Source organism: Rahnella sp. PD12R (assembly GCF_019200965.1).
Classification (GTDB): Bacteria; Pseudomonadota; Gammaproteobacteria; order Enterobacterales; family Enterobacteriaceae; genus Rahnella; species Rahnella laticis.
The window spans coordinates 308,534-329,781 of record NZ_JAHTMS010000004.1; the positions used below are offsets into that span (position 1 = coordinate 308,534).

Here is a 21,248-nt window from a genome sequence, read left to right on the forward strand (position 1 = left end):
GCACCATGTCATTTGAGGAAAAATATTTCCGGGAAGAGCTCGATTATTTACGTCAGTTGGGGAAACTACTGGCTAAAGAAAAACCTCATCTGGCCCCGTTCTTAGCAGAAAAAGAAGCCGATCCTGACGTCGAACGTTTGCTGGAAGGTTTTGCTTTTCTGTCTGGCAACATGCGTTCAAGAATTGAAGATGAATTCCCGGAACTCACGCATAGTCTGCTCAACATGCTGTGGCCCAATTATCTTCGTCCTACACCCAGCATGACCATCATGGAATATGTTCCCGATCCTAAAACTGTGACGACAGCATTTAAGGTATCTGAAGGCGCTCAGGTTATGAGCCCTTCGGGCGAAGTCACCGGTAAAAAATTAGATAACAGCTCAGGGGATCCGCTCCCTTCGTGTAAATTTAATTTAGGTCGTGATATCTGGTTGCTTCCTTTAAGTCTGGAGAGCGTTTCTTCAAATAACAGCCATAAACATGGCATGATCGACATTAATTTTCTGACAGGGAAGCAACAAAATCTCAGCGCTCTGGACTTTGGGAAAATACGTTTATGGCTTGGCAACGACGATAATTACACTCGCTACCAAATTTATTTGTGGTTCTGTGAGTATATGACCGATGTTGAGTTAGTCGTTGGAGAGAAAATAATACACTTGCCCGATTTCAGGCTATATCCTGTTGGTTTTGAAAAACAGGATGCCTTGCTGCCGTATCCTAAAAACGTTTACAGCGGTTATCGCGTACTACAAGAATATCTCTGTTTTCTGGACAGTTTTTTCTTCTTCGATATCACCGGTGTACAATCTCTGCCTGAAGATTTAGTGGCCGAACAGTTTACTCTGCGTTTGCATTTCTCTCGCCCGCTGCCGGCAGATTTAAAATTAAGAAAAGACTCCCTGCGTTTATATTGCACGCCCGCTGTTAATCTTTTTTCAGAAAGTGCAGAAACGATTGTTCTGGATGATGCCTCTACCCAATATTTTTTGGAAGCTCATCATCAGACTGCAGAGTGCTACGATATTTTCTCTGTGGACAGCGTTCAAAGCGGCTTACGTAATATCAAAAGAAACGGAAAGTCTGCTGAGACTATTACGCACACTTATGTGTCCTTCGAAAGCTTTCAGCATCAGGTTGAATATGCTCAGCAACGCGAGGCTTTATATTATCGCGTGAAAACACAAAGCTCGCTCACCAACCCCGGCTTCGAGCATTACATTTCTTTCGTACACGGCGACGGTACGTATCAGAAACAGCAATACATTGAAGATAATGAAGAAATTGTCTCCATTATGCTGACCTGTACAAATCGCGATCTTCCCGCACAACTCAAGATTGGTGATATTAATCTGGCAAGCGGAAAAGATCCGGCGATTACTTCATTCCGTAATGTGACCAGACCTTCATTGCCTTTATATCCAATTCTCGACGGCAGCCTTCACTGGTCTCTGCTGTCGAACATGAGCCTTAATTATTTGTCATTGCTGGATCTTGAGGCGTTAAAACAGGTACTTCGCACTTACGATTTACCCGGGATCCACCACCCTCAGGCGGCACGTTTATCGCAACAGAAGCTGGATGCAATGGAGCAGATTGAAACCCACCCTGTCGATCGTTTATTTAAAGGCGTGCCGGTCCGCGGTCTGGCCTCCACGATATCCATCCGGCAGACACCTTTTGTCTGTGAAGGCGATCTGTATTTACTGGGTACTGTGCTCTCACATTTCTTTTCGCTCTATGCCAGCGTGAACAGTTTCCACATATTGAAAGTGGTCAATATCGATAATCAGGAGTGCTACGAATGGCCGGAAAGAATAGGTCAGCACGCGCTGATTTAATGACAAAGATCCCTTTCAGCGATGTTCGTCGTTATAACTTTTATGCGCTGGTAGAGGCCATTCATAAGCAAACCGGGACTTATGAAAAAATATCCTTGCAGACTGAGCCTCATGAAGAAGCCGTTCGCTTCGAAGCTGATGCGAGCATTGCTTTTCCCATAAGCGATGTGCAGGAACTCAGGGTGAATCAATCAAATCAGATCATCATGACGACTGCATTTCTGGGCCTACATGGAAGTCAGTCTCCAATGCCGGGGTATTACCTGGATAATCTTGCCTGGGAATCTGCGCAAGGCGAGAGAAAACTGACTGATTTTTTGGATATGTTTTCCCACCGCTGGACGCAGTTTATCTATCACATCTGGCGAAAATATCGGTACTACGTTTGTTTCCGCAACGGTGGAACTGATGATTTCTCTCAACGGATGTATGCCTTAGTCGGACTTGGTAGTCAGAGCATCCGAGGTCGCATGGCGATCAACCACAGCAAAATGCTGGCTTATGCCGGCGCGCTGGCCAATCCGGGACGCTCACCAGAAGTTATCTGCAGCCTGGTCTCTCACTGTTTTGATCTTGACGAAGTGACCTTGCAAGGCTGGCAGTTACGGAAGATGAATATTGCACCAGAGCAGCAAAATCGACTTGGCAGCAGAGGCATTCTTGGCTGCAAAATTAATGGGAAGTCGGTGCTGGGCCAGAACTTTTCTATTGGCAGCACAGTGCCGGATCGTGGTGGCAAATTCCTGTTATGCATAGATAACTTATCCCGCGAACGTTTCCTTTCCTTTCTTCCGAATGGGGAGAACTTTCTACCTTTGACACTTTTCGTCGCATTCATCTTACGCGATCAGTTTGCCTGGGATTTACGTCTGGGAATTGCACCTGACCAGGTAGGTGGAATGACGTTAGGCAATGAACAAAATTCCCTGCTGGGATGGACTAGCTTTCTTGGAAATCCCGCCCGGCATCCTCACGTGAAAATCGCCGTGAGATCGTAATCAAAACATATAAATGGAGCGCAGTATGGCAAAGGATACACAACAGCAGCCATCACTCTCATTACAGATTTTGAATGGTAATGAACTTGAAAGTGGCCGGGCGGCGAAATGCCTTTTCAATACCGACGGTGGTGATATTGGTCACGCTGAAAACTGCCACTGGTCAATTCAGGATCGGCAGAAAAAAATCGGGGAAAAATCCTGCGCTATCAGCTGGCATGATGGCACGTTTTGCATGCAAAGCTTCGCAAAAAATCTGCTGATAAATCAGTCTGGTGTCACCCATAACTCCGGGTTAATCCGCCTCCGGCAAGGAGACGAAATCCACATTGGCTCACTTCGGATGAAAGCGCAGTTTCATCTTGGAGATGAGGTGAACTATGACATGCAAAACGCTACGCCAGAAACCATCGTGATGAACCGCGATCAGCTGACAGAAACGTTGTTAACAACCGACGGGCAGCCAGCTTACCAAAATACGATGCCTTATCGTGAAACGGCACCGACCTTAGTTAACAGCTTTTCCCAGGATCCGCTTGCGGCATTGCAGAAGGAAAGTCTGACAACGCTCCATGCCGAGTTTTCTGCATTCGATGATCCTTCCTATATGCAGTATTCACACCGTATCCATCCGACCGCACCCGGTTCTGATATTTCCCCAAATGGCGGAATAGATAATCCTTTTATGGACTTACCTGATGCAAGAAATAATCCGTACACGCTCTCAGATGATGAAGTTAATCGTCAGAAGAATGATCTGACCTATCGGCACGTCGCTATCACACCTTTGATGCGCGGATTAGGCCACGCGGTGCCTTTGAATAATTCCCAGGATGCGGATGATTTTCTGGAAGAGATTGGCCGTACGTTACAGGCAGCGGTAAAAGGGTTACTCGATTTACAATTTCAACAAAACAGCCTTTCCGATAAACATCTGCGCCCTTTAGAAGACAATCCGTTACGTCTGAATCTCAATTACGAATCAGCGCTGAGTGTGTTGTTTGCCGATCAAAAAAGCCCGGTGCATCTGTCAGCCCCGGCGGCAGTTTCAGAAAGTCTCCGCAATATGAAATTGCATAATCAGGCAAATCAGATAGCCATCGTTGAAGCCCTGAGGATGATGCTTGACGCATTTTCACCCGAGCAATTGATGAATCGTTTTGCTCAATATCGCCGCAGCCACGAACACCGTCAGGATATGGATGATGCATGGGCATGGCGCATGTACTGCAATTACTACACGGAACTGGCATCAAGCCGCCAGCTCGGTTTTGAAAAACTCTTTAACGAAGTGTACGCCCAGGTTTATGACCGTGTATTACGCCAGGCGAACCGGGAGACAAGCACATCATGAGATGGCGTTTTCTCCTGTCGATTTCGCTGATATGCCTGATGTCCGGCGCTATCACGGGTTGCCAGACCATAAAAAAAATAGGCCAGGTTATCGGTGATCCCGACATCAAGGTGGGTGAAAACGCGGCTCAACCCTCTGACATGACCGTAATGTTGCTTACCGAGCCAGACATCAACCCAAATGACAGCGGTGAGCCTTCTCCGGTGAGCATCCAGCTTATTTACATGAGTGAAGATTCTAAGCTCAGGGAAGCAGATTTCGATCAGATCACGACTAACAAGCTGGATGACGTTCTGGGTAAGAACTACATCGATCACCAGGATTTCAACTTATTGCCAGACACCATGAAAACATTACCGCTTACGAAATTAGAACCCGCCACGCGCTATATCGGCGTAGTGGCCTATTTTTCTGACGATCAGGTAACCGAATGGAAATCAATTGAGCGCGTTACAGGCATCGGCCATCACTACCACCTGCTGGTACATGTTCGTGACAACAGTATCGAATTAAAAAATGAGGATGAATGATCGTGGCAACCATGAAAAATAAAGTGATCTGGCAGGAAGGGCTGTTTGTGAAGCCTCAACATTTTCAGCAACTTCAGCGTTATAACGACTATGTGGTTCACAACCGTTTGTCTGCTATCAGTAATTTGAACTGGGGATTCACTGAGCTCGATATTGATGAAACGCAGCTAAAACACGGCAAAATCAGTATTAACAAGGCGACCGGCTCAATGCCAGACGGCACGGTATTTAGTATTCCTGATCAGGATATCCTGCCTGTCCCGCTGCTCGTTACTGGCATGAACTCCACTGCCAGCCGGGATATTTTTCTGGTTTTTCCTATCATCAGTGACGTTATCAATGAAGTGGAAGGCATGCACAGTGCCGGACAAAGCTCCGGGCGTTACCGGATTAATTACAGTGACGTTCGCGACCTGCACACCAATGAAGGTGATGCCAGCCAGCTGGCATTAGGCCAGCTCATTCCTCGGTTAATGACCGCCGCTGATGATTTGAGTGCCTGGGTTACAGTCCCGGTTTGTCGCATCAAAAATCGCCATTCTGATGGACGCCTGGAACTGGATCCTGATTTTATTCCAGGCAGCCAGACTGTTCAGGCCAGCGCAGCATTACGCAGATATCGGGATGAAATTACCTCCGCGCTGGCGAGCAGAGCTTCAGAACTGGCCGGCAGGATTGGCTCCCCTTCACAACAGGGTATCGCCGACGTCGCTGAATTTATGATGTTGCAAATGTTCAACAAAAATCAGACCAGGTTTACTCACCGCGCAGCCTTATCGAGGCTGCATCCTGAAGCGTTTTATCTGGATTTAATCTCGCTGTATGGCGAACTGGTGACGTTTACCGAAGACACCCGATTGCCCGATAAACTTGAATCCTACCAGCACGATAACCTGACTGCGACGTTTGGCCAGATCATGCCACGTCTGCGAAAAGCGCTGGGAACCGTTCTTGCACCAAGAGCCATGAACCTGCCATTTAGCTACATGGATGGCATCTACGTTGCCCTCGTAAACGACGCGACATTGCTTCAGTCGGCAAACTTTGTACTGGCAGTCAAATCGCAGTTGCCGCACGAGATATTGCAACGTCAGTTTATACAGCAATCGAAGATCAGCTCAGTCGAAAAAATACGCAATGTCGTCAGCGTTCAGGTGCCAGGTGTTCCGTTAGTCACTCTGTCAACCGCCCCGCGGCAGATCCCTTATCACGCCAATTACGTTTACTTCTCCCTGGATAAAAACAGTCCTGCATGGTCAGAAATCATGAAACAAAACGGCATTGCGCTGCACGTATCGGGATCATTCCCTGAACTGGATCTGCAGCTCTGGGCAATAAGGGGATAACGCAATGAGCGAGATGCCATCAGTTTCCGCGATCCCTCCGGAAGAGGTCAGTGAAGAAGGCCAGCGCCAGTATCGCCTGACATTACGTGGTAACAGCCTGAATACAATGATTGATGCCGCGACTCCGCTGCTGGGTATGGTGCTTCGTCTGAAAAGCATGAGCAGCCGTGGATTACCGGAGCACCTCTTTGGTCAGGTTGTGACCGATATACGCGCCATAGAACAGCTTCTTCAAAACCACGGTTACGAGCCGGGTACGATCATATCTTTCCGTTATGTGCTGTGTACTTTTATAGATGAAACGGCGTTGGGTCAGGGCTGGTCAACACAGAACGACTGGATCAAACAGTCTTTACTCGTGCATTTCCATAATGAAACCTGGGGCGGGGAAAAAGTCTTTATCCTGCTGGAAAGACTGATGGGTGAACCCAAGCGATATCAGGATCTTCTGGAGTTTTTATATCTGTGTTTTTCACTCGGATTTCGTGGTCGCTACAAAGTCAGCGCTCAGAACAACGATGAATTTGAGCAAATTTTTCATCGTCTTCATCACATCCTGCACCAGCTCAGAGGTGAAAGCGCTTTCCCTCTGCTTCATCAGAATAAGAAAGGGGCAAATGGCGCTTACCGGTTAGTCCAGCGGCTGAGTATTAAGCACCTTCTGGCGGGTGGTATCACCATTCTGGTTGCGACCTACCTGTTCTATTTGCTTCGTCTGAACACACAGACTCAGGACATTTTGCATCAACTGAATAACCTACTGAGATAGGAAAAAGGAGTTTTCTATGATCCAGATAGACCTGCCTGTATTAGTCAACCGACTGAATATCATATCAAAACAGGCATTAGAAATGGCTGCTGCTGAATGCGTGACTCAACAGGCAATGGAAATTACTGTTGCTCAGGTACTGTCGCAAATGCTGATGACGCCACGCAGCGATGTCCGCGTCATCATCGAACAAACTGACATCGATATTGATGAATTGCATGATGCACTCAGATTGGCCGGGGAAGGCCGCAGCCAATCAGCCGACAGCTACCCGAGTTTTTCGCCACTACTGGTCGAATGGCTGAAAGATGCGTGGCTTCTGGCTTCAGCAGAAATGCAGCTTTCGCAATTACGCGGAGGGATACTCCTCCTCGCTTTGCTTCACACGCCGCTCCGCTATGTTCCCGCAGATGCAGCGCAGTTACTGACACGCATAAATCGCGACCTGCTGAAGCAGGAATTTGCCAGCTGGACGAAAAACTCAGCGGAATCAGTCATCTTAAATGGTGAAACGCAAAGCCGTAGCCTGCTCTCAGGCGAAGAGAGTCTTCTGGCCCGCTATTCCAGCAATGTTACCGATGACGCCCGAAATGGAAAACTCGATCCCGTCCTGTGCCGCGATAACGAAATTGATCTGATGATCGATATCTTATGCCGCCGGCGAAAGAACAACCCGATTGTTGTCGGTGAAGCGGGGGTGGGAAAAAGCGCACTGATTGAAGGCCTGGCGTTGCGTATGGTTGCAGGTCAGGTGCCGGAGAAATTGCAAAATACCGATCTGGTTACGCTGGATTTGGGCGCGCTTCAGGCGGGAGCCTCTGTTAAAGGCGAATTTGAAAAGCGTTTTAAAGGGATTATGGCGGAGATCCGGCAGGCGGCACGTCCGGCGATCCTTTTCATTGATGAAGCCCATACGCTGATTGGTGCCGGGAATCAGCAAGGCGGGCTGGATATTTCCAATCTGCTCAAACCGGCTCTGGCACGTGGTGAGCTCAAAACAATCGCAGCCACGACCTGGAGTGAATACAAAAAGTATTTCGAAAAAGACGCAGCTCTCTCGCGGCGTTTTCAGCCGGTTAAAGTCTCAGAACCTACCGCAGCAGAAGCCACTGTTATTCTCCGGGGCCTGGCGTCCGTGTATGAACAATCTCATGGTGTCCTGATTGACGATGAAGCTCTCCGCGCAGCGGCCATACTCAGCGAACGCTATATATCGGGACGTCAGCTTCCTGATAAAGCCATTGATGTTCTCGATACCGCCTGCGCGCGGGTAGCGATAAATCTGTCTTCTCCACCGAAACAGATCTCAGCGTTAACCACTGCAAACCATCAATACGAAGCAGAAATTCGTCAGCTTGAGCGCGAACAACGCATTGGTTTACAGCAGAATAATTCGCGGTTAGAAGAACTGCATCAGCTTCACGAAGACGTTCAAATCCAGCTGAACGAACTGGATATCGGCTGGCAGAATCAGCGCGATTTAGTTCATCAAATCATTACGTTGCGCCATGAGCTTTTACACGCCGAAGATGCAGAATCAGAAAATGAAGCCTTTGTGCAAAAACGTGAAAAACTGGCCGCAGCGATGAGTGAACTGGAACCTTTGCATCAGCAAAGAACTCTGGTCTCTCCACATGTCGATAAAAGCCAAATCGCTGCTGTTATTGCTGAATGGACAGGGGTACCTCTGAACCGTTTATCGCAAAGCGAAATGTCACTGATTACCGAATTGCCAGAATGGCTGGGCCAAAAGATTCAGGGACAGCCGCTGGCGATTGCTCATTTGCATAAACATTTGCTGACGGCCAGAGCAGATTTACGCAGGCCGGGGCGTCCGTTGGGTGCATTTTTGCTGGCAGGGCCAAGCGGCGTTGGCAAGACAGAAACCGTACTCCAGCTGGCAGAAATACTGTTTGGCGGGCGCCAGTATCTTACGACAATCAACATGTCTGAATTTCAGGAGAAACATACCGTTTCCCGCCTGATTGGCTCCCCACCGGGATATGTCGGGTACGGTGAAGGAGGAGTTCTGACAGAGGCTATCCGCCAGAAGCCTTACTCTGTCGTACTTCTTGATGAGGTGGAAAAAGCACATCCGGACGTACTGAATCTTTTCTATCAGGCATTTGATAAAGGTGAAATGGCCGATGGTGAAGGCAGGCTGATCGACTGTAAGAATATTGTATTTTTCCTGACGTCAAACCTCGGGTATCAGGTCATTGTCGAGCATGCCGACAATCCGGAAATGATGAGTGAAGCGCTGTATCCGATTCTGGCTGACTTCTTCAAACCGGCGCTGCTTGCACGAATGGAAACGATTCCTTTCCTGCCTTTATCTGATGAAACACTCAAAACCATCATCGCTGCAAAATTACAGCGGTTAGAAAATGTGTTCAATCAGCGTTTCGGTGCGACGGTCAAAATTGATGCAAAAGTCAGTGATGAAATCATGCTCCGGGTTACCCGTGCTGAGAACGGGGCGCGCATGCTCGAATCTATCATCGATGGCGAGGTGCTCCCCCCACTCTCATTGCTGCTGCTTCAGAAGCTGGCCGCAGGCTCTGCCATCAATCATGTTGAGATTGGCGTAGAAGCACACCAGTTTACTGCGGATATTCAGGAAGAAACCACGGTCAACAGTGAAGGCGTGTTATGCGCAGAGTAATACTGTTTTTCCTGTTATTGCCGTTCACTTCAGGAACGGCATTTTCTGCATCGCCGAAATCAGAAACAGACACCGGGGAAGCCACGCTAAAAGCAATGACTCAGTGTCGGGCAGAGCCCTCTTCACTGGTGCGGCTTGATTGTTATGACCGTCTGTTTACTCCGGCTTACCCCGATTTTTCAGGGGCGCTGGTGAAAGCTCAGGTACAGGGCGAAGCCTGGCAACGTGCATTCGGGCAGGAAAGTCAGCGTGATGATCACTCCACACACTTTCTGATCACACAAACAGAAGGAGAACATCCTTCTGTCGTGATTACCACGCCAGCACTGGGTAGCCTTCCGCCGCGGCCAGTCCTGATGTTCAGCTGTATTGATAACATTACGCGCATGCAAATTGCGTTACCCAAGCCCCTCAGCAGTGAGCCGGATCTGGCTATCACGACGGAAAAGTCACATACCAATGCGCATTGGTTTCTGAGGGAAAACGACTCTCTTCTCGACTCCAGCCACGGGCTGCCCGGGATTGATGAAATTAAACAATTATTTGGGGCAAAAATGCTGACGATCGCCTTGAGCTTCCCGGCTCAGGCCACATCAGCCTATAAAAATACGTCATCTCAGCCACTGACATTTGACATTAATGATCTGGAAAAAACGCTCGCGCCCTTAAGAGTTGCCTGCCATTGGGCAAACGAGTAATACGGAATTTAGAAAGGGAAATTATGGACATACAAAAATCAGAGGCATGGTTCACGCATGTCCTTGCGTCTTTACCAGAAGATAAGATTCGTTCAGAAATGAGTGAGTCGAATGGTGACTGGGAATACATCGACAGCGAAATGGTCAAGCTGGGTTCGCTGACGCATGGTCAGCTTGATCTGGAAGCAATCCAACAGCGTACGTTGAAATTACTGTCGACTGAGAGCAAGGATTTTCGTCTGGTCGTTCATTTACTGCGCTCCTTGCAGCATGGTGGAAAAGCCGCTGAATTGCTTTTAGCGATGCAACTTCTGACAAAATATCTTGAGCATTACTGGGAGCAGGCTTGGCCGCAAAAGATCGCCCACAAAAATCGCTTTGCGCTGCAAATAGTAAAAAGATTTGAAACAGCTGCAATCAGTTTTGCAAACGACACCACGCCGGTACAACGTGATGCCATGCTTGGTGAATGTGCTCATCTCGCGCAACTTTGGAAGAAAACAGACAACCTTCTTCTTTCTGATGCTGCTGACGCGTTATTCCTGCTTTATCAGCGCCGTATTCAGGCGCAGGCGGCAGAACAAGTCAGATTGAGTGAGCAACCCATACCCGATCCTCTTGAAACCGGTACAAATGGCGTCATCGATAATGCCCTCCCTTCCCTTCCTGTCAGCATTGAAAACCATGATGATAAATCATGGCGGCAAACACTGCTGAAAGTCGCTGAGCAATTGTGTAAACAGCATCCCCAAAGCACCACCGGATACCGCTTACGCCGGCACGCACTCTGGCAAAATATCATGACCGCGCCACCCGCTGAGCAAGATGGCCGGACACCCCTTGCGGCTTTCCCGGCCGATCTTATGGCGGATTACCAAACACGCCTGCCCTCTTCGACTCACGAGTTTTGGGAACAGGTCGAGAAAAGTCTATTACTGGCACCTTACTGGTTTGATGGTCATTACCTCTCCGCGTGTATCGCTTCCCGGCTGGGGTTCTCTGATACCGCAGAAGCCATTCGCGATGAGTTGAATCTTTTTCTAAACCGCATTCCCGTGCTGAAAACACTGCAATTTACCGACAAGACTGCTTTTCTCGCAGACCAGACTCAGAAATGGCTGGCGGAAAATCACGCAAATAAAAATGCGTCAGGTCCCTCTTCAGGCAGTGATAGCTGCACCAGAGATATCTGGGAGTGTTTTTCGGAACAAGGACTGGTTCCCGCATTACAACGCATTGATGCGCTTTTGCAACAAACCAGCGAACCCCGGCAACAATTTTACTGGCAATACCTTGGCGCTCAACTGCTTGAAAAAACAGGGATGTTGGCCTCAGCGCATCAGCAATATACCACTCTGCATCAGACTGCACGCCAGATGACACTACCCGATTGGGAACCTGCGTTGCTTGAACAATTAAAAGTAAAAATCACGACGGAACAGTGAAGTAAAACAGGAGTTTTAACGTGTTCAAAATATCAAAACCGGGTTTTCTCCGGGCATTAAAACCCACACTCAGACCAGCAATGCCGCGGTTGAAGATCTCTGCAATGATCTTACTGATCGTCGGATGGGTACTCTCATTAGTCTGGATTTGGTGGAAAGGTCCCTCCTGGACGCTGGGAGAACAGCATCCCCTTGCACCACAGGCTAACCGCTGGCTGGCAACATCCGTTTGGGTGCTCATTGCGCTCGCCTGGCTGACCTGGCGAGTGGTAAAACGCCTGCAACATCTTGAAGAAATCCAGCGCCAACAGCGTCAGCATGAAAAAGATCCGCTGAGCCTGGAGATTCATCAGCAACAACGCCATCTGGATCGCTGGCTACTTCGTCTGCAGCGCCACCTGGCAAAGCGTAATTACCTCTACCAGCTTCCGTGGTATATGGTCATCGGCGTTTCAGGCAGTGGTAAAACGACATTACTGCACGAAGGATATCCGTCAGATACGATCTATATTCCTGAAAAAGTACGTGGAGAAAATAATACAACCTGGCAGATTTCCCCACGCGTTGGCGAACATGCCATTATTTTTGATATTGACGGTAAGCTGATAGAACAGCCTGTCAGCGGTCAGGATGAGGCCAATGTCTACAACCGGCTCTGGTCGCACTGGTTGTCATGGTTAAGTCAGAATCGCCCCCGTCAGCCTCTTAACGGCATTATCCTTTCTCTGGATTTGCCTGAATTACTGACGGCCAGCAAACACCAGCGCGAACACCAACTGACGATATTGCGCCAGCGACTGCAAGATATTCGCCAGCATTTGCATTGTGAATTACCAGTTTATTTAGTTCTGACAAAACTGGATTTACTGTACGGTTTCGCACCGCTATTTCAGCCGCTGGATAAACAGCAGCGCGATACTATTTTGGGTGTCACTTTCACCGACGGCTCACACGAAAACGACCACTGGCGTGATGAATTACAGACATTCTGGCAGGGATGGATGCAGCTTTTTAATCAGGCGCTTCCTGACTTATTACTGAACCACGTGGAAAGCAGTCAACGCAGTATGCTGTTCAGCTTCAACCGTCAGATGCAGGGAATCAATGAGTATCTTGAGTCCCTGATTTGCGGGCTGCTGGCGGGCGATAATATGTCAGTCATGCTGCGGGGTGTTTATCTCACATCATCACTTCAACGCGGTCAGGTTGACGATGTATTTATTCAGTCTGCAGGGGCGCAATATCGCCTGGGCCAGACTGCGCTTTCCTCTTGGCCGATTGTAGAAACTCAGCCTTACTTTACCCGCAATTTGTTCCCACAAGTCTTGCTGTCAGAGCCTAATCTCGCCAGCGAAAACAGCGTCTGGTTAAATAAAAATCGCCGCAGACGCACTGTATTTACAGCTATTGGGGCTGCAGCCATCGTGGCCTGCATCACTGGCTGGCATCATTATTACCGGTCCAACTATCAGGCCGGCGTCACGGTGCTGGCACAAGCAAAATCCTTTATGGAAATACCGCCCCCGCAGGGAATTGATGAGCAGGGCAATCTGCAACTGCCTCTTCTTAACCCAATGCGCGATGCCACACTGGCCTACGGTGACTACCGCGAACACAATTCTCTGACCGATATGGCGCTCTATCAGGGTGTCAAAATCGGGCCTTATGTGGAAAAAACCTACCTCCAGCTGCTTGAGCAACGCTATTTACCCGCTCTGCTCAACGGCCTGATCAAAGACTTAAATGCCGCCCCTCCCGGCAGCGAGCAGAAACTCGCCGTATTGCGGGTCATCCGTATGCTGGAAGATAAAACCGGTCGGGACAATAAAGTTGTAGAGCAATACATGGCTCAACGCTGGAGCACCCAATTCCACGGTCAGCGTGCCTTACAAACTCAGCTGATGTCCCATCTGGATTATGCTCTGGATCACACTGACTGGCACGGACGCAGAATGAGCGGCGATAACGATGCAATCAACCGCTTTGTTCCTTACGACAAACCCATCGCCAACGCGCAACGTGAGCTGAGTAAACTGTCTATCTACCAGCGGGTTTACCAAAGTTTGAGGGCAAAAGCGCAGGGCGTTCTGCCTGCCGATCTTAATCTCCGGGATCAAATCGGCCCAAGCTTTGACAAAGTTTTTGTGGCTAACAAAGAAGAGGAACTGGCAATACCACAGTTTCTGACCCGTTACGGGCTGCAAAGTTACTTTGTTAAACAACGCGATAGTCTGGTGGAGCTCACGGCACTGGACAGCTGGGTGCTGAATATCACGAAAGATGTCACCTTCAGCGATACCGACAGGGAAGAGATCCAACGGCACATCACTGAACAATACATCAGCGATTACACCGCAACCTGGCAGGCGGGGATGAATAATCTGGATATCCGGGACTATGAAGATATTCAGGAAGTGACGGATGCGCTGGAGCAAATCATCAGCGGAGATCAGCCATTCTATCGTGCGCTGCAAACACTTCGTGATAACACGCAACTCCCACCGCCGCCGGCAAACCTGCCGGATAAAGCGCGTGACGAGATGATGTCTTCGCTCGATTTCCAGTTGCTGACGCGCTTAGGCCGCGAGTTCGCCCCGGAAAACGGCGTACTGACCGAGACAAAAGATAAGGAAAGCACGTTGCAGGCTGTCTATCAGCAACTGACCGAGCTGCACCGCTATCTGCTGGCAATCCAGAACTCGCCAGTACCGGGCAAATCGGCGCTGAAAGCCGTACAGATGCGCCTCGATCAGAACAACAGCGATCCAATCTTCGCCACCCGCCAGATGGCAAAAACACTGCCTGCACCGCTAAACCGTTGGGTTGGCAAAATGGCCGATCAGGCCTGGCATGTTGTAATGATTGAAGCCGTTCATTACATGGAAGTGGAGTGGAATGACAAAGTCGTAAAAACCTTCCAGGACACGCTGGCCGACCGCTATCCGTTTAATCCGGAAGCCACGCAGGATGCTTCTCTGGATGCCTTTAACCGGTTCTTCAAACCCGACGGTATTCTCGACAGCTTCTATCAACAGAACCTGAAGTTGTTTATCGAAAATAAACTGACGTGGGGTGAAGACGGCGACGTGCTAATCCGTCCGGATGTGCAGGAGCAACTGGAAACCGCGCAGAAAATCCGTGAAACCTTCTTCACGCAGCAAAGTGCGCTGGGCACTCAATATGCTATTGAAACAACAGAGCTTTCCTCAAACAAACGCCGCAGCGTTCTGAACATGGACGGTCAGTTACTTGATTACAGCCATGGCCGTAATTACACAGCCCATCTGGTCTGGCCTAACACCATGCGCAATGGCACAGAGAGCAAGCTGACGCTCGTCGGCACCGACAGCGGATCACCGCGGAGCATCAGTTTCAAGGGGCCGTGGGCGCAGTTCCGTTTAATCGACGCAGGCAGCCTGACTAACGTAGACGACGGCTCATTCGATGTCCGTTTCAACGTCGACGGAGGGTACATGGTTTATCGCGTGCATTTCGACACACAGGATAATCCGTTCACAGGCGGCCTCTTTAGCGGCTTTACCTTGCCGGATACTTTGTATTAAAGGACTCGCCCCGGCTGCAATGCCGGGGTATTAAGGAAAAACTATGAGTGACGAAACACACACCATCAAACTGGGCGACGACCCGCGCTTCCTTCCTGAATTCAGTGCCATTCGTGAGGAGATCAATAAATCCAACCACCCTTCCCAACCGGAGGTTAACTGGCGGCTGATCGAATCCCTGGCCCTGACATTATTTAAAACCAACGGCGTCGATTTGCACACAGCAACCTACTACACGCTGGCGCGAACGAAAATTAACGGATTGTCGGGATTTTGCGAAGGTTGCGAACTGCTGGCCGGTTTGATCACCGCCGAATGGGAGCGTTTTTGGCCGCAAAACTATCAGGCACGTACAGATATGCTGGAATGGTTCAATACCCGAATCGGCAATATTCTGCGTAAAAACCCTTCCCTGGCACTCGGTGATGCCCCGTTACTGTACCGCACCGAACGCACATTGCAGCTCATCTGCGACAAACTCCAGCAGGTAGAACTCAAGCGCGTTCCGCGAGTTGAAAATCTGCTCTATTTTATGCAGAACATCCGTAAACGCACTGAAGCAGAACAACAGGCTCACAGTGCTCAGGCTCTGCAATATGCCTCGCCAACATTGGTGTATATGCCAGAACCAGCCTCGCATTCAGACCCTGTCTATTCCCCGTTGCCCAGCATGGAGGCGGCGAATCAGGCACCAAAAGTTAAAGTATATTTCACGGATTCAGAAAATAAAAAACGCGCGCCGCGGATGCCGGTCACCTGCGGTTTTCTGGCGGGTATAGCCTGCGCAGCAATGGTCTTCGGTGGATTATGGTGGTGGCAGGTCAATCCTATACAGCAGCAAATTGCCCTGGTTAACGACACCCCGCAAGGCAGCGCAGCGCTCTGGCTGACATCACCTGAACTGAAAACGTATCCGCAGCGCCTGAGCCGTTTGCTGAATACGTCACCACTTCAGGCGCTGGAGACCGGGGAGCACCTGACAAAAACGGCTGCCTCCGTCTGGCCCGAAAACGAATTGCAACAACAGGCGACTGCGCGCTGGCATAACACCCTTAAACTGCGCGCTGACAACAGCCCGGCCCTGCGCGGCTATCTTCAGGTTCAGCAAGATCTGCACGAGTTTGCCGCGCTGTTGCTGCAGCGGGAAAAAAGCAAAGAAGGCGTCACACTTTCCTATCTCAAAACCGTCGCCTACCAGGCCGAAACGTTACTGAATCAGGAAACGCCGGTTGAAGCGTTATTAACCCAGCTCGAAGACGCCAAAAAGCAGAATAAAAATACGCAAACGTTAGAGAAACAAGTAAACGAAAGACTTGACGCTTTATCCAGTCGTTATCTGTTAATCAAAAATACCGGCATGCCGGATAGTGCGCCTCTAAATAATACATCTAATACTCATGACTAAGATAAAGGAATAACATCATGGCAAATCTTATTTACTTAACCCTCAACGGCCAAACCCAGGGTCTAATTTCAGCAGGATGCTCATCTCTGGATTCAATAGGGAATAAAGCCCAGATCGCGCATCTGGATCAGATTATGGTTTATGACCTTTCTCATGCTATTTCACGAGAAGAAAACGCCAATCACCACCCGGTATTTATCACGAAGCCGATCGATAAATCATCGCCTTTACTTGGGAAGGCAGTGTCAGAAAATGAAATACTCACATGTGACTTTGATGTTCACAGGATAAATAAATTTGGCATTAACGAGTTATTCTACAAAGTTAAGTTAACTAGAGCACGAATTACCAACATTGAAGTAATTTTCCCTAACGTGATACTTAACAGTAATGGCCTGCCTCATGAAACACTAACACTTTCATATGAAACAATCACTTGGGAACATATCACTGCAGGGACGAGTGCTTACAGCCTATGGAATGATAGAGTATTATAATAATCAGTTTTTATTTAAATAATTTTTGAATTAGGGAATTCAGTCGCTTCACGTACCCTATTAAAACAGGGTCCGTGAAAAATATATTTATAGAAAAAGATTCAATCTTAAAATTTCGTGCCACAAAGAACAGAGAAACATAAAAACTCATTTAATTTAAAATTACCGTTTCCACCTGAGACCATGTCTTGTTTTGGGAATTAATACCGCATAAATAAATGATAAAAATATACAACAATCTTTCAAGAATGAGTATTTATCAAAATCAATTATATTTATAAAATCATTACCATACAAACCTGCATAAAAATATGAAAAAGTAATACATAGGTTTATTATTACAGTTAAAGTAAAAACAAAAAAATTTGATAAAGAAAATGAAAACAAACGAATGTAATACAGGAAAATAAATACAATAATTGACACTAAGAAGAAAATTAGTATCGGCCATATTGAAAATGAGTCGTTGATATTATTGTAAGAATTATTGATTATCAAAGCTGTTCCCCACTTTAATTGTCTTAAATTGACTATAACCCGTATAAGCAGTAGAACCGTCGACTGCCACCTCAAAAATCAAAGGCAATGTTCCCATTTCACGCCAACCCAAAATATAGTCATTATTCATAGTATCCCAAAGTTTCCAAGAATGCTCACGTGGCTTATAAATCTTCCGGCTGACACCATAAACCGATAATGAAAGGTCAACAACAGCATAGGCATAATCTCCGACATCTTGCTTTTCTCCCAACGAAACTGCTATTTTTCTATACCCCTCTCTAATCCAACCTGGAGAGTTTTTTCTAAACAGCAAATAGTAACCGTTTTCCCACATATTATTTGTCCCATGAGATATTAGCGGTATACCCCACGATGCGCAGCGGAAACCCAATGATGCTAAACAAACTTCAGCACCTGTATATATTTGTGTTCCACCGCCAACAAAGCCCACCTGTGCCAGGATTACATTAACTCTCTCTTTCTCTTTATCTTTCTTGATCTCTAGCCTAACTGCAGCATACTGCTCTATTCTTCCCGTCTGTATTTTTCTGGATTGCAACAAAAGTGAGTCTATTTCAGACTGAATAATTCTGTTTCCTCCATCTACAGTCAAGCAATTATCACTTACGGCTTTTAATATTTTTTCAGAATATTCATAAATAGATTTATTGAAATCTTGCCTTGAACGATAGTTAGCTAGGTAATCATATGATAATGTTCGCGCTAATTGGATGAGTTCTTTAGTTTTTAATAGTAATTTTTCATTACCTTGTTTCTTCAGATACATAACACATCTCCTACTTATAAAATTTTCGAGTAATGTAACCCCTTCACCTACGTGATAATATTATTAAATTTATAAAGCAGAATTGATCTAGCGAGTAAATAGTCCTAAAAAACGAAAAATATCACTCCCATAGAAATAACATATGAATGCATTACATTCACAGAATGAATGAAAATAAAATACGCAAACGTTAAAGAAATAAGTAAACGAAAGACTTGCGCTTTATACATCTGTTATATTTTGATCAAAAATACCTGCATGCCGGACGGCATGCTTTTAAATAAAATACCTAATACTTATGACTAAGATTATGGAACGATAGGGTTCTGTGATGTCCGGAGCATCACTTTACCACAACTGTATATGATAAAAATTGGCTGATAGATAGTGCTAAACTAGTGACGTTATCTATTAACCATTTCCAATGGTACTACAGGTATATAACATGAAATAAATAATCATATTACCACCATTTCCACTTCAATGGACCTCCTGCCTTTGGAATTAATGACATATATAAAAAAGAAAAAGGAAAGCATGAATACTGCAAATACGGGAATTCCAAAAAATCAATTATTTTTGTAAATTCATTACCGTAAATACCAGCATACAAGTATGTAAAAGATACGTATACGTTTATAATCAGCACAATAATAAATAAAGGAGTATTTCTGAGAGATAAAAAAAGATCTGAGACAATAAAGTAAAAACGCAACAACAAAAGAGAAAAAGAAATATAACAATATAGGGACATATGAAAACGAATCTATAATAATATCGCTTGATTTAGTGACTATCAAAATACCCCCCCTCATTGATTCGTTTGAATATTCTAACAAGCGAATATAAACACATAATTTTACTCACACCTGAATAAGAAGAGATATACCATACTCTTGAAAAAAAAGTGGAACTTGATCTATGTCGTAATAATAACATGAAAACTCAACTACTGTTGACTAATGAATTATAATTAAGCAATTTTACAGCTGAAGAAATTAGCGAATAAATTTAGATAGGATAGTTATTTAATCAGGTATAAATAACAGGCACCAGAACATAGATTCCTAACATCATATAAGAGAAGACCCATAAAAAAGGCCGCCGTCTCCGGCAGCCTTTTGTCTAAGATTCAATATTTACGAATCGATTAATGACGTTTCCCGTCATCATCTTCATCGACGAAATCTTCGTCTTCGCCTTCCTCACCTTCTTCGTCGTCATCGCCTTCGAAGTAAGTGCCCCAGCCGTCATAATTGACGCCGTTGGCTTCGGCCAGATTCATCAGTTGTTCAACCTGAGCGTCGATCAGTTCCGCTTTCAGCGCGATTTCGCTGATTACGTCACAACACATCAGTACAGAACCGTCTTCAACTTCTAACTCTTCAGGGTCGGTGACTTCATAACCCAGCTTGAAAGCCTCAACCGCCGCTTTCTCCAGAACTTCGAACTTCTCTGAAGATAAGTGATGTTCAATGGTGTAAAGCGCGTCAGGATCGCTGCCATCGTCCAGCAGCTCTTCGATGATTAAGCGAGTCTCTTCACGTTGTTCGTCCAGCAATTCACGGTTTGCCATATCTCAGTCCTCAATCAATGTGACGTTTGACCGCTATTTTCACACACCACAGGGCGCGCCTCCACTATAAACGACAAAGTTTTTGCTTCGGGGTTGTAATTGCATATTCATACAGTTAAATTGAATTTAAATTCAATCCGAAATGCTAACGCGCTATGGAGCGACATCATGAGTTTGTTGAGTAAACGTCATTTTCTCAGGTTACTGGATTTTACCCCGTCAGAGATTTCGTCCCTGCTGAAACTCTCCGCAGAATTAAAAGCCGCTAAGAAAAACGGCACCGAGAAGGCCAGCCTGCAAGGCAAAAACATCGCGCTCATCTTCGAAAAAGACTCAACACGCACCCGATGCTCTTTCGAAGTTGCCGCATACGATCAGGGGGCGAAAGTCACCTACCTTGGCCCAAGCGGCAGCCAGATTGGCCATAAAGAATCCATGAAAGATACCGCCCGTGTGCTTGGCCGGATGTATGACGGTATTCAGTATCGTGGTTACGGTCAGGATAAAGTAGAAATACTGGCACAATATGCCGGTGTCCCGGTCTGGAACGGTCTGACCAACGAATTCCATCCAACCCAGTTGCTGGCGGATTTGCTCACTATGCAGGAGCATCTGCCGGGTAAACCACTGAAAGGTATGCGTCTGGCCTATCTGGGCGATACCCGTAATAACATGGGGAACTCGCTACTGGAGGCTGCAGCGTTGTGCGGGCTGGATTTGCGCCTGGTTGCCCCTTCCGCCTGCTGGCCGGAAGCCGAACTGGTCGCCACTTGCGAGCATCTGGCAAAAGAAAATGGCGGCAGCATAACGTTGACGGAAGATATCGCGACCGGCGTGAAGGATGCCGATTTCCTGTATACCGACGTTTGGGTATCGATGGGCGAACCGAAAGAAGCCTGGAAAGAGCGTATTAATCTGCTGCGTCCGTATCAGGTTAACGGCGCAATGCTGGCACTGACCGGCAATCCTAAGGTGAAGTTCCTGCATTGTCTGCCCGCGTTTCACGATGACCAGACAACACTCGGCAAGCAAATGGCGGAAGAATATGGCTTGCACGGCGGCATGGAAGTCACCGATGAAGTGTTCGAATCAAGCCACAGCGTGGTCTTCGATCAGGCTGAAAACCGTCTGCACACCATCAAAGCCGTGATGGTCGCCACCCTCGGCAACGTCTGATTTTATCCGGCATCATTTTGCGACAAGCCAAAGTGATGCCGTTTTATTCCCCCGGAATCCTCTGCTATATCGCCCTTCATCTGCCCGCGCCCCGTAT

General features: G+C 47.2%; 15 protein-coding genes. 13 read left to right on the forward strand and 2 right to left on the reverse strand.

The genetic code is table 11. The features are described 5' to 3' along the window. Positions 1–5 precede the first annotated feature (5 nt). The 12 genes from tssF to KWG64_RS10745 all read left to right on the forward strand — a co-directional run bounded on the left by tssF (position 6) and on the right by KWG64_RS10745 (position 17,111). Positions 6–1,841 (forward strand): type VI secretion system baseplate subunit TssF, encoded by a 1,836-nt coding sequence (gene tssF / locus KWG64_RS10690; RefSeq protein ID WP_218521877.1) that lies wholly within the window; start codon positions 6–8, stop codon positions 1,839–1,841. Next, positions 1,805–2,839, forward strand: a complete 1,035-nt coding sequence (gene tssG / locus KWG64_RS10695; RefSeq protein WP_218521878.1) for a type VI secretion system baseplate subunit TssG — start codon at positions 1,805–1,807, stop codon at positions 2,837–2,839. The genes tssF and tssG overlap by 37 nt, the downstream gene beginning before the upstream one ends. Positions 2,840–2,864: 25 nt before the next feature. Beyond that, a complete protein-coding gene (gene tagH, locus KWG64_RS10700; RefSeq protein WP_255562153.1) occupies positions 2,865–4,193 on the forward strand; it encodes a type VI secretion system-associated FHA domain protein TagH in 1,329 nt (442 codons plus the stop codon). Further along, complete coding sequence (gene tssJ, locus KWG64_RS10705) at positions 4,190–4,723, forward strand: type VI secretion system lipoprotein TssJ (RefSeq protein ID WP_195825177.1); 534 nt, start codon at positions 4,190–4,192, stop codon at positions 4,721–4,723. Before tagH ends, tssJ begins: the two co-directional genes overlap by 4 nt. 2 nt (positions 4,724–4,725) lie before the next feature. Beyond that, a complete protein-coding gene (gene tssK / locus KWG64_RS10710; protein ID WP_218521920.1) occupies positions 4,726–6,069 on the forward strand; it encodes a type VI secretion system baseplate subunit TssK in 1,344 nt (447 codons plus the stop codon). 4 nt (positions 6,070–6,073) lie between these two features. Then, positions 6,074–6,838 (forward strand): type IVB secretion system protein IcmH/DotU, encoded by a 765-nt coding sequence (gene icmH / locus KWG64_RS10715; RefSeq protein WP_370530271.1) that lies wholly within the window; start codon positions 6,074–6,076, stop codon positions 6,836–6,838. 16 nt (positions 6,839–6,854) lie between these two features. Continuing rightward, the gene (gene tssH / locus KWG64_RS10720; RefSeq protein WP_218521880.1) at positions 6,855–9,503 is read left to right on the forward strand and encodes a type VI secretion system ATPase TssH; all 2,649 of its coding nucleotides are present in this window, start codon (positions 6,855–6,857) and stop codon (positions 9,501–9,503) included. 95 nt (positions 9,504–9,598) lie between these two features. Next, entirely contained in the window at positions 9,599–10,201 is a 603-nt protein-coding gene (gene vasI, locus KWG64_RS10725) for a type VI secretion system-associated protein VasI (RefSeq protein WP_255562161.1), read from the forward strand. Between the two features lie 23 nt (positions 10,202–10,224). Then, on the forward strand, positions 10,225–11,646 hold the full coding sequence (gene tssA / locus KWG64_RS10730) for a type VI secretion system protein TssA (protein WP_218521882.1): 1,422 nt from the start codon (positions 10,225–10,227) through the stop codon (positions 11,644–11,646). Positions 11,647–11,726: 80 nt separating this feature from the next. After that, entirely contained in the window at positions 11,727–15,209 is a 3,483-nt protein-coding gene (gene tssM / locus KWG64_RS10735; protein WP_370628647.1) for a type VI secretion system membrane subunit TssM, read from the forward strand. A gap of 43 nt (positions 15,210–15,252) precedes the next feature. Next, on the forward strand, positions 15,253–16,614 hold the full coding sequence (locus KWG64_RS10740; protein ID WP_218521884.1) for a VasL domain-containing protein: 1,362 nt from the start codon (positions 15,253–15,255) through the stop codon (positions 16,612–16,614). 17 nt (positions 16,615–16,631) lie between these two features. Further along, a complete protein-coding gene (locus KWG64_RS10745) occupies positions 16,632–17,111 on the forward strand; it encodes an Hcp family type VI secretion system effector (protein ID WP_218521885.1) in 480 nt (159 codons plus the stop codon). 484 nt (positions 17,112–17,595) lie between these two features. On the opposite strand, the gene KWG64_RS10750 is transcribed toward KWG64_RS10745, so the two are convergent. After that, positions 17,596–18,399 carry a DUF4225 domain-containing protein gene (locus KWG64_RS10750; RefSeq protein WP_218521886.1) on the reverse strand — a complete coding sequence of 268 codons (804 nt, stop codon included), beginning with the start codon at positions 18,397–18,399 and terminating at the stop codon, positions 17,596–17,598. A gap of 1,150 nt (positions 18,400–19,549) precedes the next feature. Continuing rightward, positions 19,550–19,975, reverse strand: coding sequence for a ribonuclease E inhibitor RraB (gene rraB / locus KWG64_RS10755; RefSeq protein WP_104924309.1), 426 nt, complete (start codon positions 19,973–19,975; stop codon positions 19,550–19,552). 168 nt (positions 19,976–20,143) lie between these two features. Here rraB and argF point away from each other — a divergent pair, with 168 nt between their 5' ends. Then, positions 20,144–21,151 carry an ornithine carbamoyltransferase gene (gene argF, locus KWG64_RS10760; protein ID WP_218521887.1) on the forward strand — a complete coding sequence of 336 codons (1,008 nt, stop codon included), beginning with the start codon at positions 20,144–20,146 and terminating at the stop codon, positions 21,149–21,151. Positions 21,152–21,248 lie beyond the last annotated feature (97 nt).